Source organism: Citrobacter sp. Cpo221 (genome assembly GCF_030332345.1).
Taxonomy (GTDB): Bacteria; Pseudomonadota; Gammaproteobacteria; order Enterobacterales; family Enterobacteriaceae; genus Citrobacter; species Citrobacter portucalensis.
Map to the genome: position 1 here is coordinate 313,357 of NZ_JAOWIA010000060.1, position 16,950 is coordinate 330,306.

Consider the following 16,950-nt stretch of genomic DNA (forward strand, 5'->3'; position numbering starts at 1 on the left):
ATGGCTCAAGGCACGCTTTATATTGTTTCTGCCCCCAGTGGCGCGGGTAAATCCAGCCTGATTCAGGCTTTATTAAAGACCCAACCGTTGTATGACACCCAGGTTTCTGTTTCGCACACCACGCGCGCACCGCGCCCGGGGGAAGTGCACGGTGAACACTATTTCTTTGTGAACCATGATGAATTCAGAACAATGATTGGCAGAGACGCGTTCCTGGAACACGCGGAGGTTTTCGGTAATTACTACGGCACCTCGCGTGAAACCATTGAGCAAGTATTAGCATCCGGCGTAGACGTCTTTTTAGATATCGACTGGCAAGGTGCGCAGCAAATTCGTGAAAAAATGCCGCATGCGCGCAGTATTTTTATTTTGCCACCGTCTAAGATTGAGCTGGACCGCCGCCTGCGTGGCCGCGGTCAGGATAGCGAAGACGTGATCGCGAAACGTATGGCGCAAGCTGTTGCAGAAATGAGCCATTACGCCGAATATGATTATCTTATTGTGAATGATGATTTCGACACCGCCCTGGGCGATTTGAAAACCATCATTCGCGCCGAACGTCTGCGCATGAGCCGCCAAAAGCAGCGTCATGACGCTTTAATCAGCAAACTGTTGGCAGACTGAACCCACATTCAGTATCATGCCCAGTCATTTCTTCACCTGTGGAGCATTTTAAGTATGGCACGCGTAACTGTTCAGGACGCTGTAGAGAAAATTGGTAACCGTTTTGACCTGGTACTGGTCGCCGCGCGTCGCGCTCGTCAGATGCAGGTAGGCGGAAAGGATCCGCTCGTACCGGAAGAAAACGATAAAACTACCGTTATCGCGCTGCGCGAAATCGAAGAAGGTCTGATCAACAACCAGATCCTCGACGTGCGTGAGCGCCAGGAACAGCAAGAGCAGGAAGCTGCTGAATTACAAGCCGTTACCGCTATTGCTGAAGGTCGTCGTTAATCACAAAGCGGGTCGCCCTTGTATCTGTTTGAAAGCCTGAATCAACTGATTCAAAACTACCTGCCGGAAGACCAGATTAAGCGTCTTCGGCAGGCGTATCTCGTTGCACGTGACGCTCACGAGGGCCAGACACGTTCAAGCGGTGAACCCTATATCACGCACCCGGTAGCGGTAGCCTGCATTCTGGCCGAGATGAAACTCGACTACGAAACGCTGATGGCTGCGCTGCTGCATGACGTGATTGAAGATACCCCAGCCACCTATCAGGACATGGAACAGCTTTTTGGTAAAAGCGTTGCAGAGCTGGTAGAAGGGGTATCGAAGCTTGATAAGCTTAAGTTTCGCGATAAGAAAGAGGCGCAAGCTGAAAACTTTCGCAAGATGATTATGGCGATGGTGCAGGATATCCGCGTCATTCTCATCAAACTTGCCGACCGCACCCACAACATGCGCACGCTAGGCTCATTACGTCCGGACAAGCGTCGCCGCATCGCCCGTGAAACCCTCGAAATCTATAGTCCGCTGGCACACCGTTTAGGTATTCATCACATTAAAACCGAGCTGGAAGAGCTGGGTTTTGAAGCGCTGTACCCAAACCGCTATCGCGTGATTAAAGAAGTGGTTAAAGCCGCTCGCGGCAACCGCAAAGAGATGATCCAAAAAATCCTCTCGGAAATCGAAGGGCGTTTGCAGGAGGCTGGTATTCCGTGTCGCGTAAGCGGGCGTGAGAAGCACCTGTACTCTATTTACTGCAAAATGGTGCTCAAAGAGCAGCGTTTTCACTCCATCATGGATATCTACGCATTTCGCGTCATCGTTCATGATTCCGATACCTGCTATCGCGTACTCGGCCAGATGCACAGCCTGTACAAACCACGCCCTGGTCGCGTGAAAGACTATATCGCCATTCCGAAAGCGAACGGATATCAGTCTTTGCACACCTCAATGATCGGCCCTCATGGCGTCCCGGTTGAAGTACAGATTCGTACTGAAGACATGGACCAGATGGCAGAGATGGGTGTCGCAGCGCACTGGGCTTACAAAGAGCACGGCGGCGAAAGCAGCACCACTGCGCAAATCCGCGCTCAGCGCTGGATGCAAAGCTTGCTGGAACTGCAGCAGAGCGCCGGTAGCTCGTTTGAATTTATTGAAAGCGTTAAATCTGATCTCTTCCCGGATGAGATTTATGTTTTCACACCGGAAGGGCGCATTGTCGAACTGCCTGCCGGTGCAACACCTGTCGACTTCGCCTACGCTGTGCATACCGATATCGGTCACGCCTGCGTCGGCGCACGCGTAGACAGACAGCCTTACCCGCTTTCACAACCGCTCTTTAGCGGTCAGACAGTTGAGATTATTACCGCGCCGGGCGCACGTCCGAATGCCGCGTGGCTAAACTTCGTCGTCAGTTCGAAAGCGCGCGCCAAGATTCGCCAACTGTTGAAAAACCTCAAGCGCGATGATTCCGTCAGTCTGGGGCGTCGACTGCTCAACCATGCCCTGGGCGGTAGCCGTAAACTGGCTGAGATCCCGCCAGAGAGCATTCAGCGTGAGCTTGAGCGCATGAAGCTCGCCACGCTTGACGATCTGCTCGCAGAAATCGGTCTGGGTAACGCCATGAGCGTGGTGGTAGCGAAAAACCTCCAGCAGGGCGAAGCAACAGCGAACGTACCAGCACAATCCGGCCATGGTCATCTGCCGATCAAAGGCGCTGACGGCGTACTGATCACCTTCGCGAAATGCTGTCGTCCAATTCCAGGCGATCCAATCATTGCCCACGTCAGTCCGGGTAAAGGTCTGGTGATCCACCATGAGTCCTGCCGTAATATTCGTGGCTACCAGAAAGAGCCAGAGAAGTTTATGGCGGTGGAATGGGATAAAGAGACGGAGCAGGAATTCATCACCGAGATTAAGGTGGATATGTTTAACCACCAAGGTGCTCTGGCGAACCTGACGGCGGCAATCAACACGACCACCTCCAATATTCAAAGTCTGAATACGGAAGAGAAAGATGGCCGCGTTTATAGCGCCTTTATTCGCCTGACCGCTCGCGATCGTGTGCACCTGGCGAATATCATGCGCAAAATCCGCGTCATGCCGGACGTGATAAAAGTCACCCGTAACCGAAACTAGTCTTATGAATGAACAGCGCTATGCACGTATCCGCGAGATGCTCGCACGTCGTCAGCCCGATCTGACCGTCTGCATGGAGCAGGTTCACAAACCTCATAACGTTTCTGCGATTATTCGTACTGCAGATGCGGTCGGCGTGCATGAAGTCCACGCCGTCTGGCCGGGTAGCCGCATGCGCACTATGCTCTCTTCTGCCGCAGGCAGTAACAGTTGGGTGCAAGTCAAGACCCACCCGACTATTGGCGATGCGGTCACACATTTAAAAAGCCGGGGCATGCAGGTCCTGGCAACCCATCTGTCAGATAAAGCCGTGGATTTTCGCGAGATTGATTACACGCGCCCCACCTGCATCCTGATGGGCCAGGAGAAAACCGGCATCACTCAGGAAGCGTTGGATCTGGCTGACCAGGACATCATCATTCCCATGACTGGCATGGTGCAGTCGCTGAACGTTTCTGTCGCCTCTGCGCTGATTCTGTACGAAGCACAGCGCCAGCGGCAAAACGCGGGGATGTACCGACGAGAAAACAGCATGCTGCCACAAGAAGAGCAGCAGCGCTTACTGTTTGAAGGCGGTTATCCGGTGCTGGCGAATGTCGCTAAGCGCAAAGGTCTTCCCTACCCTCACGTAAACACGCAGGGCGAAATTGAAGCCAATGCAACGTGGTGGGCCACTATGCAATCTGCGAGATAAACGCGATGAAAGGCCGTTTACTGGATGCCATCCCACTCAACTCTCTGACCGGCGTTGGCGCAGCGCAAAGCAGTAAACTGGCGAAAATTGGCCTGCACACCGTGCAGGACCTCCTGCTCCACCTTCCTCTGCGTTACGAAGACCGTACCCATCTGTACCCAATTGGCGAACTGCTGCCGGGTGTCTATGCCACCGTTGAAGGCGAAGTGCTGAACTGCAATATCACCTTCGGCGGCCGCCGGATGATGACCTGTCAAATCAGCGATGGCTCGGGGATTCTCACCATGCGCTTTTTCAACTTCAGTGCAGCGATGAAAAACAGCCTTGCTACCGGGCGTAGGGTTCTGGCCTACGGCGAAGCCAAACGCGGGAAATACGGCGCAGAGATGATTCACCCGGAATACCGCGTACAAGGCGATCTCAGCACGCCAGAATTGCAGGAAACACTCACACCAGTGTATCCAACCACCGAAGGTGTGAAGCAGGCCACGCTGCGCAAGCTGACCGATCAGGCACTGGATCTGCTCGATACCTGCGCCATTGCCGAACTGCTGCCGCCAGAGCTGTTACAGGGCATGATGAGCCTACCCGAAGCACTGCGCACATTGCACCGCCCCCCACCGTCGCTGCAACTCAGCGATCTGGAAACCGGACAACATCCGGCGCAGCGACGTCTGATTCTCGAAGAACTGCTGGCGCATAACCTCAGCATGCTGGCGCTACGCGCCGGGGCACAGCGTTTTCACGCCCAGCCGTTAAGTGCTAACAACGCGCTAAAAGATAAGCTGCTGGCAGCATTGCCGTTCAAACCTACTGGCGCGCAGGCCCGCGTTACCGCTGAGATTGAACGCGATATGGCGCTGGATGTGCCGATGATGCGCCTGGTGCAGGGTGATGTCGGCTCCGGTAAAACGCTGGTTGCCGCGCTGGCTGCGCTGCGGGCTATCGCACATGGTAAACAGGTTGCGCTAATGGCTCCTACTGAATTATTGGCTGAACAGCATGCAAATAACTTCCGCAACTGGTTCGCGCCACTGGGCGTTGAAGTGGGCTGGCTGGCGGGCAAGCAGAAAGGTAAAGCGCGTCTGGCGCAGCAGGAAGCTATCGCCAGCGGTCAGGTGCAGATGATTGTCGGCACGCACGCGATTTTCCAGGAACAGGTGCAGTTCAACGGGCTGGCGCTGGTTATCATCGACGAACAGCACCGCTTCGGCGTACATCAGCGTCTGGCACTGTGGGAGAAAGGTCAGCAGCAGGGTTTCCATCCACACCAGCTAATCATGACCGCCACGCCGATTCCGCGCACCCTGGCGATGACAGCCTATGCTGACCTCGACACATCGGTTATCGATGAACTCCCTCCGGGGCGTACGCCGGTCACCACAGTCGCCATTCCGGATACCCGCCGCAGCGATATTATTGATCGCGTGCGCAACGCCTGTACCCACGAAGGACGTCAAGCATACTGGGTCTGTACGCTGATTGAAGAGTCTGACTTGTTGGAAGCTCAGGCGGCAGAAGCGACGTGGGAAGAGCTTAAACTGGCGCTGCCAGAACTCAATATTGGCCTGGTACACGGGCGCATGAAGCCCGCTGAGAAGCAGTCAGTAATGGCGGCCTTTAAGCAGGGTGAACTGCATCTGCTGGTTGCCACCACGGTGATTGAAGTGGGCGTGGACGTACCCAATGCCAGCCTGATGATTATTGAAAACCCGGAACGCTTAGGTCTGGCCCAGTTGCACCAGTTGCGTGGTCGCGTAGGCCGTGGCGCGGTGGCCTCCCACTGTGTCCTGCTCTACAAATCACCGCTGTCTAAAACCGCGCAGAAACGCCTGCAGGTTCTGCGAGACAGCAACGATGGATTCGTGATTGCGCAAAAAGATTTAGAGATTCGCGGCCCCGGCGAGCTGTTAGGTACTCGCCAGACCGGAACGGCAGAATTCAAGGTCGCAGATTTACTGCGCGATCAGGCGATTATCCCGGAAGTTCAGCGCATTGCCCGCCATATTCACGAACGTTATCCGCAACAGGCCTTGGCACTGATAGAGCGCTGGATGCCGGAAACCGAACGCTACTCCAACGCGTAGTTAATTCATAGCGGCGGCGGATGTTACCCCGCCGCACAGCCGTTATTGCGCGAAAATCGGTAACAGCAGATACAGCTTAATCACCAGCGCGTTGACGATATCGATAAAGAACGCCCCCACCATCGGCACCACCAGAAATGCCATATGGGATGGTCCAAAACGTTCGGTAATCGCCTGCATGTTGGCAATCGCCGTCGGCGTCGCGCCGAGGCCAAAACCACAGTGTCCGGCTGCCAGCACGGCGGCATCGTAGTTCTTACCCATCATGCGCCAGGTGACGAATATCGCGTACAGCGCCATGAAAATAGTCTGCACAACCAGGATTGCCAGCATCGGCAAGGCCAGTGAAGCCAGTTCCCACAACTTCAGGCTCATCAACGCCATCGCCAGGAACAGCGACAGACTTACGTTACCCAGCACCGAAACTGCACGTTCGAACACCCGATAAAAACCCAGTAGCGCCAGACCGTTACTGAGGATCACCCCAACAAACAACACGCAGACGAAGGTCGGCAATTCCAGCACTGTTCCAACCAGCATTTGCGCAACGATTTTACCCACCGTCAGACAGATAGCGATCAGAGCAATGGTTTCAATCAGCACCAGCGAGGTGATCATGCGCCCAACGTCCGGCTTTTCAAATGCGGTCGGCACGGCCTGATCGTCCGGCATACCGTCTGGCGTGGTGGAGTGTTTGACCAGATAGCGTGCCACCGGGCCGCCAATCAGTCCGCCCAACACCAGACCAAACGTTGCGCAAGCCATCGCCACTTCAGTCGCATTGGTGAAGCCATAACGTTCAATAAACAGCTTGCTCCACGCGGCCCCGGTTCCGTGTCCACCAGAGAGGGTGATCGAGCCAGCGATCAGACCCATCAGCGGGTCCAGACCCAGCAGGGTCGCCATACCAATACCGATGGCGTTTTGCATCAGCAACAAGCCAACAACCACAATCAGAAAGATACCCACCACGCGGCCACCAGCACGCAGACTGGCGATATTGGCGTTCAGACCGATAGTGGCGAAAAAGGCCAGCATCAGCGGATCGCGCAGGGTCATATCGAAGTTCACTTCCCAACCCATGCTTTTTTTCAGCACCAGCAGCGCAATCGCCACCAGCAATCCACCTGCAACGGGTTCGGGAATGGTGTATTTTTTCAGGAAGGAAACAGACTGGACGAGCTTACGTCCCAGCAGCAACACAAGGGTTGCCGCAACCAGCGTTGATAACGTATCGAGATAAAACATTTACAGCTCCATTAGTGCGTTTAGCACAATCACGCACGATGCATTCCAGACCGATTTTTAGCTCTTATTGAGTTTTCGGAGTGGATTTTAAGCAGAAAATGATGAAAAGTTATATAAAAATGTTTGTTTATCCGTTTTAAATATTAAGAATACCTGCTAGCAAACGTTTGCTTTTCTGCCCTGGTCAGATAAAATCACCGTTTTTCCACCATGGGATTGCCTCTGATGTCCGTTAACGCCGTAGAGTCAACAAATGCGCAACCGGTTGCGCAGACTCACAACAGTGAACTGATTTACCGTCTTGAAGATCGCCCCCCGTTAGCCCAGACCCTGTTTGCCGCCTGTCAGCATCTGCTGGCCATGTTCGTCGCGGTGATCACCCCTGCTCTGTTAATTTGCCAGGCGCTTGGTTTACCGGCTCAGGATACTCAACACATTATCAGTATGTCGCTGTTCGCCTCCGGCGTAGCTTCTATCATTCAGATCAAAGCCTGGGGACCAGTAGGCTCAGGGCTGCTATCCATTCAGGGCACCAGCTTTAACTTTGTTGCGCCACTGATTATGGGCGGTACGGCGCTAAAAACCGGTGGCGCAGATGTCCCAACCATGATGGCGGCGCTGTTCGGTACACTGATGCTGGCAAGCTGCACCGAGATGGTTATCTCGCGTGTCCTGCACCTGGCGCGTCGTATTATTACTCCGCTGGTCTCAGGGGTGGTCGTGATGATTATCGGCCTGTCGTTGATTCAGGTGGGTCTGACATCGATTGGCGGTGGCTATGCCGCAATGAGCGACAACACCTTTGGTGCGCCGAAGAATTTACTGTTGGCAGGCGTGGTGCTGGCGCTAATCATCCTGCTTAACCGTCAACGTAACCCTTACCTGCGCGTTGCGTCATTGGTGATTGCGATGGCGGCAGGCTATCTGCTGGCCTGGTTTATGGACATGCTGCCGCAAAATACCGCACCGGTAAGTCAGGACCTGCTGATGGTGCCAACGCCGCTGTATTATGGCCTGGGCATCGACTGGAGTTTACTGCTGCCGCTGATGCTGGTCTTTATGATCACTTCACTGGAAACCATCGGCGATATTACGGCCACCTCTGATGTCTCCGAGCAGCCGGTTTCTGGTCCGCTGTATATGAAGCGCCTGAAAGGCGGCGTGCTGGCGAACGGTCTGAACTCGTTTGTTTCCGCCGTGTTCAACACCTTCCCGAACTCCTGTTTTGGCCAGAATAACGGGGTTATTCAGTTAACGGGCGTCGCCAGCCGCTACGTTGGTTTTGTGGTGGCGCTGATGCTGATCGCGCTGGGCCTGTTCCCGGCAGTCAGCGGTTTTGTACAGCATATTCCTGAGCCGGTACTGGGCGGCGCAACGCTGGTAATGTTCGGTACTATTGCAGCATCCGGTGTGCGTATCGTGTCCCGCGAGCCGCTGAACCGCCGCGCGATTCTGATTATCGCGCTGTCGCTGGCAGTTGGTCTGGGTGTTTCCCAGCAGCCGCTGATTCTCCAGTTCGCCCCGGATTGGGTGAAAAACCTGCTCTCTTCCGGTATCGCCGCTGGCGGTATTACCGCAATCGTTCTGAATCTGGTATTCCCGCCAGAAAAGCAATAAGCAAAATGCGGCGTTGGTTCTGAATCAACGCCGCTGTAACGCTCTTTCACCATTCCCGCCTTGAGCATTGCGCCTAAATCGTGCATAACTTGACTATGTGCACTTCGCGGGATGGAAGACCATGAAATTTATTGGAAAGCTGCTTCTTTACGTGCTGATCGCCCTTGCAGTGGCGATTCTCGGCCTTTATTTTCTACTGCAAACCCGCTGGGGGGCAGAGCACGTCAGCGCCTGGGTTTCGGAGAACAGCAGCTACCATCTGGCGTTTGATGCCATCGATCACCGGTTTTCTTCCCCTTCCCATATTCTGCTGGAAAACGTCACCTTTGGTCGGGATGGTCAGCCCGCAACGCTGGTCGCTAAAACGGTCGATATTGGGCTGAGTAGCCGCCAAATCACCGACCCGCTGCACGTAGACACCATTTTGTTGCAAAACGGCACGCTGAATCTTTCCCAGCAAACAGCGCCGTTGCCGTTCCAGGCCGATCGCCTGCAATTGCAGGATATGGCGCTTAACAGCCCCGGCAGCGAGTGGAACCTCAGCGCCCAGCGCGTTAACGGCGGCGTCATTCCCTGGAGCCCTGAGGCAGGTAAAATTCTCGGGAGCAAAGCGCAAATTCAGCTCAGCGCCAGTTCGTTGACGCTCAACGATGTTCCAACTACCAACGTCTTGATTGAAGGCAGCATCGACCATGACCGGGCGACGCTAAGCAATATTGGCGCTGACGTGGCGCGTGGGGCATTAACCGGCGTAGCGCAACGCAATGCAGACGGGAGCTGGGTTGTGGAGAATCTGCGCCTGAACGATATCCGGCTGCAAAGCGACAAATCGCTGGCCGACTTTTTTGCCCCGTTAAGCACTATTCCTTCCCTGCAAATTGGTCGTCTGGAAGTGACGGATGCCCGTCTGCAAGGCCCCGACTGGGCGGTGACGGATCTCGATCTGAGCTTGCGCAACATGACCTTCAGCAAGGACGACTGGCAAACTCAGGAAGGAAAATTGTCGATGAACGCCAGCGAGTTTATTTACGGCTCTCTGCACTTCTTCGATCCGATTCTGAACGCCGAGTTCTCACCTCAGGGCATTGCGCTGCGCCAGTTCACCACCCGCTGGGAAGGCGGTATGGTCAGAACATCCGGAAACTGGATGCGCAGCAACAAAGCACTGGTCCTTGACGATGCCGCTATTGCTGGTCTGGAATACACGCTGCCGGAAAACTGGAAGCAGCTGTGGATGAAACCCCTGCCAGCGTGGTTAAACAGCCTGACGCTGAAGAAATTTAGTGCCAGCCGTAATCTGGTGATAGATATCGACCCCAATTTCCCGTGGCAGCTCACCGCGCTGGACGGCTACGGTGCTAACCTCGGGCTGGTACAGAACAATCAGTGGGGGATCTGGAGCGGTAGCGCCACCCTCAACGCCGCTGCCGCTACCTTTAACCGTACCGACGTGCGTCGCCCTTCGCTGGCGCTGACGGCAAACAGCAGCACCATCAATATCAGCGAACTGAGCGCCTATACGGAAAAAGGACTGCTGGAGGCCACTGCCAGCATTTCGCAGCTACCTCAGCGCCAGACGCAGGTCAGCCTGAACGGGCGCGGCGTGCCAATGACGATCCTGCAGCAGTGGGGCTGGCCCGCACTGCCGCTTTCCGGCGATGGCAACATCCAGCTTACCGCCAGCGGCAATATTCAGGCCGATGTGCCGCTCAAGCCAACGGTCAACGGTCAGTTGCATGCTGTGAACGTGGAGAAACAGCAGGTAACGCAAACTATGCAGGCGGGCGTGGTTTCGGGGAGTGAAGTCACTGCACCACCACCTGCGCAATGATTTATTGCCCGGTGGCGCTTCGCTTACCGGGCCTACTCACGCTCATAAACGAATATATTCACTGCACAACAGCCACTTCACCGGCTCGTCTTCTTCAATCAACGGGAAGCGACCGCCAGGTTCCCAAAAGTGGTTGTCATGCTGGTCGTCATTGACCATCGAGATTTCCCAGCCCAGCACAAACGCCTTCTCCGCCCAAAAGCGATGATACAAGCGCGGTGGCAGGCACACTCCTTGTCCCGGTTTCAATACCAGCGTCTCGCCAGCGTTAACTGTACGCCGCTGACCATCCACGCTAACCTCAACAACGCGTCGGGCGTCATACTCATCATCAGGTGTGGCCCACGCCAGTTGCATACACAAATCGCCGCCGCCGCGATTAACGATATCTTCCATTTTATGGCGATGAAAATGCCATGGCGTTTGCTGATCCTGCTGAATTTGCAACATCTTTTCGGCGTACGGTTTGGGGTAGTCCGCTGACCCCATCAAACCATTGCGCAACGTTAGTAACGTCAGCCCCGTTTGCGCAAAATCTCCGTGCCCGAAGTCGGTAATATCCCAGCCCAACTGGAGATCGCGCACTTCACGCCACAGAGTTTGATCCTGTTGCCGCCAGGCATCGACCGTAAAATACGCAAAATCAGGCAGACAGACCCGAAAAGTCTCAGCGATGGCATGCGCTTTATCGACGGCATAATTAATGTGTGAACGTTTCATTCCACTTTTCCTTGTTGCGAAAGAGGCGGGTCGCCCCGCCTGCATGCCGTTAGTAAAGTGATGCTTTGCCGGTTGAACCGAACAGTTTCATTTTGTGGCGGATAACGTCCCGCGCGGCGCTAATGGCTTCCGGATAGATTACGTTCGGGTCCCACCAGGTTTCTTTCGCCAGGATTTCGCGGACTTTCTGGAAGTAAGCGTATTTCATATCGCTGGAAATGTTGATTTTGCCAACGCCCAGCGTCACGGATTCGGCAATTTCCGCATCCGGGTTCGCGGAACCGCCGTGCAGCACCAGCGGAATATCCACACGTCCGGCGATATCGCGCAGGATGTTCATTTGCAGCTCTGGCTGCATCCCCTTCGGGTAGATCCCGTGCGCGGTTCCAATCGCCACCGCCAGCGTGTCTGCACCGGTTCGGGCGATAAAATCCTCTGCCTGAGCAGGATCGGTATAAGTAACCTTCGACACGCCGCCTTCCACTGACGTCCCGGTCTGGCCAATCGTTCCCAACTCCCCTTCCACCGAAACACCTACCGCATGCGCCAGTTTGACCACTTCGCGGGTCAGCGCCACGTTCTCTTCATATGGCAGCAGCGAGCCATCAATCATCACCGAGGTAAACCCACACTGAATCGCCCGCAAGACATGCTCAACCGAAGCGCCGTGGTCCAGATGCAGAGTAAAGGGAACCGGGCTACGCAGGGTGATATCACGGACGTAGCTAAAAAACGCATCGCCGACAAAATCATGTTCGCTGGGGTGAATGGAGATAATCGCCGGGGTGTTGGTCGCTTCCGCTTCTTCCACTACTGCGCGTACAAAGCAGCTGTCCGCCACGTTGAATGCGCCGATGGCAAAACCGTGCTGACGGGTAGGTTGCAGTAATTCTTTCATCGAAACTAACATGTTAATTCTCCAGTTTCAGGGTGTAGAAAGCCCTGCCAGTGCGTCATCGCAGAGGCATAGAAGGCGTTACAGAAAATGAATCAGGCTTTGCCGATAGCGCCGCTGGCCTGCAGGTACGGAATAATGGCTTCCTCGCAGGCCTGTTCCATCAGGGCCAGGGCATCAACGAGTTCACCGGATGTGTCGCGACACAGGGTATGCAGTAGCGCAGCCTTTCCGGCTTCGAAAACCGCCGCACCAACGTTTATCTTGGCGACACCAAACGTCGGGCAGCGCTGTAGCTGGTCAAACGGCGTTCCGCTGCCGCCATGCAGCGCCAGCGGCACCGTTGATAACCGGGCTATTTCCTCCAGCCGCAGGAAATCAATAGCAGGTGTGATACCCGGCGCGTACATGCCGTGTGCTGTACCCACCGACACCGCCAGCAAATCGATCCCGGTCTGTTGGATGAAGGGTTCCACGTCGGCGGCCTGGGTCATCAAATCAGCGTTAGCGGCGTGGTCATAGCACGGAGCATCGGCCAAATGACCCAGCTCGCCTTCCACGCACAGAGAAACGCTGGCTGCAAGCTCAACCACCGCCCGGGTCTGGCGAATGTTCTCCTCCAGCGCAAAGGCGGAGGCGTCGATCATTAAGCCGCTGAATCCGGCGCGAAAAGCCTGGCGAATGCGTACAGGATCCTTTCCATGATCCAGCGCCAGCGCGACCGGTACCGAGGCTTCCTCTGCCAGCATTTTGACCACCGCTGCCGCTATCGGGGCCGGAAAATGCTCCAGATGCCCCTGATACAAATTCAGAATGATGGGCGCACGGTGTTTCTCCGCCACTCGCACCGCTGCGCGGGCGCTTTCCAGGTTCATACAGTTGATGGCCAGCAGCGCGTACTGCTCGCGCCAGGCTTTGGTCACCATGCTTTTCATATCGGCAAACATAAGGCCTCCGGTTATTCCAGGGTGAAGGTGATTTCTTCGTCTTTCAGCTTTTGATCGCTGAGTTCGTCAAACTCTTCATCACGCTCGGTTACCGGTTTCTTCCACAGCGACAGCATGACGCCGCAAATCACCGTACCGATCCCCAGCGCCAGGCAAAACAGCAGCGGATGCGTAAAGAGCGGAACCACAAACATGCCACCGTGCGGTACCGGGCTTTCGACACCCCACACCATAATCAGGCCACCCGCAATCGCCGATGCCACCACGCAGGAGCCCACCACGCGCAGCAGGTCGCGTGCCGCAATCGGAATGACCCCTTCGGTAATCATGCAGATCCCCATCGGGAATGCGGCCTTCAGCGCCTCACGTTCCGCACGGGTGTACTTGTGACGCGTCAGCAGGAAAGAGAGCGTAATGCCAAATGGAGGGATCATCGAACCGACAAACTTCACCGCTTCCGGACCGTACACGCCGCTGACCAGCATGCCGTCAGCAAACAGCGACATGGTTTTATTCACCGGCCCACCGAAGTCGAATGTCGCCATCGCACCGAGGATAGCGCCCATCAGAAAGCGGGATCCGCCCTGCATAGACTCCAGCAGATGAATCAACGCGTCCTGCAGCCAGGCAATCGGCTTGCCAATCAGCGTCATCATCAACAGGCCGCCGATAACGGTACTCAGTACCGGCAGCACCATGATGGGCATCAACCCCTGCATCGACTGCGGCAAACGGATATAGCGCTTGAGCAGCAGGACGGTATAACCGACCAGAAATCCGCCCAGCATCCCGCCGATAAAACCGGTATGAATTTCTCCGCAGACGAAGCCGACAATCAGACCCGGCGCGAATCCCGGACGGTCAGCAATGGAGTACGCAATCGCCGCGCTAATCAGCGGTACGATTAACCCCATCCCCCAGCCGCCAATCTGGTTGAGCATCCAGGGAATGGTTCCTGTTTTTTCACCGACGTTAGTGCCGCCAAGTATTTGCCCGAGAGCAATACAGATCCCGGCGGCGACAATTAACGGGATCATCCACGAAATTCCCGTTAATAAATGTTTTTTTATTTCCTGAGATAGCGGAATTTTATTTTCACTCATGTGAAACCCCTCCAGAATGAGGATCGCTACTGGTTATTATTAACTAATGATTTTTCGACCTTTTCAAGAAACTGAATGGGCGACTTTATGACGATTTCAGTTTTTACTCGCACAATGCGCTTGTTTGAAAATCGCTCCTCCCCTTTTATTTTTACATCGACAGCAAGAATCACGACATCAGCCGCAGAAATATCTTCTGTCAGCAGTTCGTTTTCTGTGCCAATGGTGCCCTGGGTTTCAACTTTTATATTATGACCAAGCGCTTTGGCACCTTTAATTAACTTCTCACGGGCAATATAGGTGTGCGCAATACCCGCCGTACAGGCGGCAACACAAACAATATTCATAACATGCTCCACATTTTATTTAGCAGACATTGGATTCAGCATATTGGCTAAAAAGCTCAATAATTTTTTGTGGACTACTTTCAACTAATAGTTGTTCAATAATGTCGTCATCTGCCAACGCACCAGCAACCTGCGAAAGCAGACGAATATGGGTGGTGTTTTGATCTTCAAGACGTACGGCAAACAGAATAATGCACCGTACATTGCTGCCGTCCAGGGTTTCCCAGGGAATCTCCTGGCGGGTACGCCCAATCGCCAGCGTGGTATTGACCACCGCCGAGGATTTCCCGTGCGGGATCGCAATATGGTTTTCGAAGCCGGTCGAGCCTTCTGACTCACGTTGCCAGACATCCTGAATAAACGTTTCGCGACAGCTAATTGCTCCATCTTTTTGCAGAATATCCGTCAGTTCCTCAATAGCCTCCGTTTTGCTTGTAGCCTTCATGTCCAAAATAACGCGATTTGTATTGAGTATTTTCGTGATGTCCATCAATCATACCTCATGGAGTTCAGACATTAATTTTCAACGACCAGCGACGTCGCCCGATGTAATTTTTCCGTAATAACCGTTTCTGTTACCCGCTTAATATCCGCATCATTGAAGAAGGCAGTGACATACACGACCGGCATGGCAACCGCGGGTAAATTAATCGTCGATACCACCAGTTCAATATCGTCTGTCAGTACAGAGGGCAGGCTGCCTGCCGACACCACGCCGACGATAGTCCAGTCCGGAAAGGCGCGTAGAATACGGCTTTTGAGTAAGTGAGAAGTGCCGATACCCGTTGAACAGACCAGTAGTACGCGTTTACGCGCTATCTGACGCTCCATTGCGGCCTGAAAATGCACGGTTAAATATCCCACTTCATCTTCCGACACGGCCCGCTCGCCCCAACCGCTAAACACCCGATTTACCGCACACTGGGTCAGACGCCACACGTCCTGCAACTCGCCTTTGATATCCTCCAGCAACGGATTACGAATGCGGATCTGGTAGTTCAGTCGGTTAATCAGCGGCTTAATGTGGATCAGCAATCCGTCATACAGCGCCGTGTCCTGGCTAAGATCGCTGTCGACCATCTCGGCGAAGGTGGCAATCAACCGATGGGTAATCAAACGCGCTTCGTCGCTGGAGTGCATATGACCAATCACACTCACGTCATTATGCTCTTCAATCACCACACCCGAGGAGATAATGTATTGATATATAAACCAGACTTCGTCTTCGGGCAGCGGGTGGGCAATGCGTTTTTCGATATGCTGAATCATGCGACTGGCAATGGAAAATATGTTCTCATCACAGGTAGTGATGCTCTCTTCTTTTCTCGGAAGCGCATTGCCACGCGTGATGCGGTACATCATGATCAGAATATGGGTAAAGATATTGACGTAATAAGGCTCGCCGAGCGACCAGCACAGGTCGTTCTCCATTTCCTGTAATAACGTCTGGACAAATAAAACATCTTCTTCGCCAAAGTAATGCACTAAGGCTTTATAACTGCCCGGGTCAAGGCGTGAATAAACCACGTTACCAGGTTCATTATGGTTAATCACACCGTTAATCAGCGACGCCATCGCCTGGCGCACACCGCTCTCGCTACCTTCGATGTGCGTGCCGCTCTGACTGCGAATCAACGACAGGCCCAGTGGGGTAATCCAGGATTCAATTACTTTCAAATCGTTCACAATCGATGCGCTACTAATAAAATAACGTTCGGATAATTTACTGATCGACGTTTCATGCGGCGTTTCGCTTAATAATTGTGAAGCTATCTTTACTCGCCGTGAATTATTCATCATGCCGTCAGCATCATCACCCTCCGTTCCTAATAACTGGTCCATATATAAAAGATCGGTAATATTATCGGCACTTAATATCACCCCAGCACCAGCACGTTTATCGATGGCTATTTTCCATTCTGATAACCATGGTTCCAGTAAGCGCAGATCGCGCTGCACAGTTTTCTCTGAAACAGATAAATACTCGGCAATTTTCAGCAGCGTGACATATTCCTTCTTAGACAGAAGAAATTTTAATAATCTGTTTTGTCGCGAGGTAATCATTTGCATTATTTACCCTTATTACATACCAGATTAAATATCTATACCCGTCATACTTCAAGCTGCATGTGCGTTGGCTTTCCTCGCTCACCCTAGTCACGTACTTATGTACGTTCAGGGGATTCGCTGCGTCGCCGCCTTCCTGCAACTCGAATTATTTAGGTTATAAAGAAGCATTTATGCTCCACGTGTAATCCGTGATGATAAATATAAGAGGACTACGATGCGCCAACAATACTAAATCGTGTCCTGTATTCCGGACAGAAATAAGACAAAAACGGGAAATAGTGAGATATTTACGGCGCAGATCACA

General features: G+C 53.7%; 15 protein-coding genes. 7 read left to right on the top strand and 8 right to left on the bottom strand.

What is annotated here, in order from left to right; translation table 11 throughout:
- Genes gmk through recG form a run of 5 tightly spaced genes read left to right on the top strand, consistent with a single transcriptional unit; the run spans nt 1 to nt 5,868 of the window.
- Nucleotides 1-624 (top strand): guanylate kinase, encoded by a 624-nt coding sequence (gmk, locus tag OGY72_RS22040; RefSeq protein WP_003024042.1) that lies wholly within the window; start codon nt 1-3, stop codon nt 622-624.
- Between the two features lie 54 nt (nt 625-678).
- Nucleotides 679-954: a DNA-directed RNA polymerase subunit omega gene (gene rpoZ / locus OGY72_RS22045; RefSeq protein ID WP_000135058.1), complete on the top strand. Its 276-nt coding sequence runs from the start codon at nt 679-681 to the stop codon at nt 952-954.
- Between the two features lie 18 nt (nt 955-972).
- The gene (gene spoT / locus OGY72_RS22050) at nt 973-3,087 is read left to right on the top strand and encodes a bifunctional GTP diphosphokinase/guanosine-3',5'-bis pyrophosphate 3'-pyrophosphohydrolase (protein WP_003024038.1); all 2,115 of its coding nucleotides are present in this window, start codon (nt 973-975) and stop codon (nt 3,085-3,087) included.
- Nucleotides 3,088-3,091: 4 nt separating this feature from the next.
- Nucleotides 3,092-3,781, top strand: a complete 690-nt coding sequence (gene trmH / locus OGY72_RS22055; RefSeq protein WP_284969165.1) for a tRNA (guanosine(18)-2'-O)-methyltransferase TrmH — start codon at nt 3,092-3,094, stop codon at nt 3,779-3,781.
- 5 nt (nt 3,782-3,786) lie between these two features.
- The gene (gene recG / locus OGY72_RS22060; RefSeq protein WP_003827244.1) at nt 3,787-5,868 is read left to right on the top strand and encodes an ATP-dependent DNA helicase RecG; all 2,082 of its coding nucleotides are present in this window, start codon (nt 3,787-3,789) and stop codon (nt 5,866-5,868) included.
- A gap of 42 nt (nt 5,869-5,910) precedes the next feature.
- Here recG and gltS read toward each other — a convergent pair whose 3' ends face one another.
- Nucleotides 5,911-7,116 (bottom strand): sodium/glutamate symporter, encoded by a 1,206-nt coding sequence (gene gltS / locus OGY72_RS22065; RefSeq protein WP_003024029.1) that lies wholly within the window; start codon nt 7,114-7,116, stop codon nt 5,911-5,913.
- A gap of 225 nt (nt 7,117-7,341) precedes the next feature.
- On the opposite strand from gltS, the gene xanP reads away from it, so the two are divergent.
- Entirely contained in the window at nt 7,342-8,733 is a 1,392-nt protein-coding gene (gene xanP / locus OGY72_RS22070; protein WP_003024026.1) for a xanthine/proton symporter XanP, read from the top strand.
- Between the two features lie 121 nt (nt 8,734-8,854).
- Nucleotides 8,855-10,564 carry an AsmA family protein gene (locus OGY72_RS22075; protein WP_286549471.1) on the top strand — a complete coding sequence of 570 codons (1,710 nt, stop codon included), beginning with the start codon at nt 8,855-8,857 and terminating at the stop codon, nt 10,562-10,564.
- Between the two features lie 42 nt (nt 10,565-10,606).
- Here the strand turns inward: OGY72_RS22075 and OGY72_RS22080 are convergent, their stop codons facing one another.
- The 7 genes from OGY72_RS22080 to OGY72_RS22110 all read right to left on the bottom strand — a co-directional run bounded on the left by OGY72_RS22080 (nt 10,607) and on the right by OGY72_RS22110 (nt 16,646).
- Complete coding sequence (locus tag OGY72_RS22080) at nt 10,607-11,284, bottom strand: D-lyxose/D-mannose family sugar isomerase (RefSeq protein WP_284969162.1); 678 nt, start codon at nt 11,282-11,284, stop codon at nt 10,607-10,609.
- Nucleotides 11,285-11,333: 49 nt separating this feature from the next.
- Nucleotides 11,334-12,194 carry a ketose-bisphosphate aldolase gene (locus OGY72_RS22085; RefSeq protein ID WP_003024018.1) on the bottom strand — a complete coding sequence of 287 codons (861 nt, stop codon included), beginning with the start codon at nt 12,192-12,194 and terminating at the stop codon, nt 11,334-11,336.
- Nucleotides 12,195-12,274: 80 nt separating this feature from the next.
- Entirely contained in the window at nt 12,275-13,126 is an 852-nt protein-coding gene (locus tag OGY72_RS22090; RefSeq protein WP_286549476.1) for a class II fructose-bisphosphate aldolase, read from the bottom strand.
- Between the two features lie 11 nt (nt 13,127-13,137).
- Nucleotides 13,138-14,229 carry a PTS fructose transporter subunit IIC gene (locus tag OGY72_RS22095; RefSeq protein ID WP_003827232.1) on the bottom strand — a complete coding sequence of 364 codons (1,092 nt, stop codon included), beginning with the start codon at nt 14,227-14,229 and terminating at the stop codon, nt 13,138-13,140.
- A gap of 26 nt (nt 14,230-14,255) precedes the next feature.
- Entirely contained in the window at nt 14,256-14,576 is a 321-nt protein-coding gene (locus OGY72_RS22100) for a PTS fructose transporter subunit IIB (protein WP_003827230.1), read from the bottom strand.
- A gap of 19 nt (nt 14,577-14,595) precedes the next feature.
- Nucleotides 14,596-15,066 carry a PTS sugar transporter subunit IIA gene (locus OGY72_RS22105; RefSeq protein WP_063941167.1) on the bottom strand — a complete coding sequence of 157 codons (471 nt, stop codon included), beginning with the start codon at nt 15,064-15,066 and terminating at the stop codon, nt 14,596-14,598.
- Nucleotides 15,067-15,092: 26 nt separating this feature from the next.
- The gene (locus OGY72_RS22110; protein WP_063941168.1) at nt 15,093-16,646 is read right to left on the bottom strand and encodes a BglG family transcription antiterminator; all 1,554 of its coding nucleotides are present in this window, start codon (nt 16,644-16,646) and stop codon (nt 15,093-15,095) included.
- Nucleotides 16,647-16,950 lie beyond the last annotated feature (304 nt).

Bases quoted from the DNA above. Each gene is read 5' to 3' on its own strand.
- OGY72_RS22095 (WP_003827232.1), bottom strand. From the start codon at position 14,229: ATGAGTGAAAATAAAATTCCGCTATCTCAGGAAATAAAAAAACATTTA.
- OGY72_RS22105 (WP_063941167.1), bottom strand. From the start codon at position 15,066: ATGGACATCACGAAAATACTCAATACAAATCGCGTTATTTTGGACATG.
- OGY72_RS22090 (WP_286549476.1), bottom strand. From the start codon at position 13,126: ATGTTTGCCGATATGAAAAGCATGGTGACCAAAGCCTGGCGCGAGCAG.
- gltS (WP_003024029.1), bottom strand. From the start codon at position 7,116: ATGTTTTATCTCGATACGTTATCAACGCTGGTTGCGGCAACCCTTGTG.
- OGY72_RS22080 (WP_284969162.1), bottom strand. From the start codon at position 11,284: ATGAAACGTTCACACATTAATTATGCCGTCGATAAAGCGCATGCCATC.
- OGY72_RS22085 (WP_003024018.1), bottom strand. From the start codon at position 12,194: ATGTTAGTTTCGATGAAAGAATTACTGCAACCTACCCGTCAGCACGGT.
- recG (WP_003827244.1), top strand. From the start codon at position 3,787: ATGAAAGGCCGTTTACTGGATGCCATCCCACTCAACTCTCTGACCGGC.
- rpoZ (WP_000135058.1), top strand. From the start codon at position 679: ATGGCACGCGTAACTGTTCAGGACGCTGTAGAGAAAATTGGTAACCGT.
- OGY72_RS22075 (WP_286549471.1), top strand. From the start codon at position 8,855: ATGAAATTTATTGGAAAGCTGCTTCTTTACGTGCTGATCGCCCTTGCA.
- trmH (WP_284969165.1), top strand. From the start codon at position 3,092: ATGAATGAACAGCGCTATGCACGTATCCGCGAGATGCTCGCACGTCGT.
- xanP (WP_003024026.1), top strand. From the start codon at position 7,342: ATGTCCGTTAACGCCGTAGAGTCAACAAATGCGCAACCGGTTGCGCAG.
- gmk (WP_003024042.1), top strand. From the start codon at position 1: ATGGCTCAAGGCACGCTTTATATTGTTTCTGCCCCCAGTGGCGCGGGT.
- OGY72_RS22110 (WP_063941168.1), bottom strand. From the start codon at position 16,646: ATGCAAATGATTACCTCGCGACAAAACAGATTATTAAAATTTCTTCTG.
- OGY72_RS22100 (WP_003827230.1), bottom strand. From the start codon at position 14,576: ATGAATATTGTTTGTGTTGCCGCCTGTACGGCGGGTATTGCGCACACC.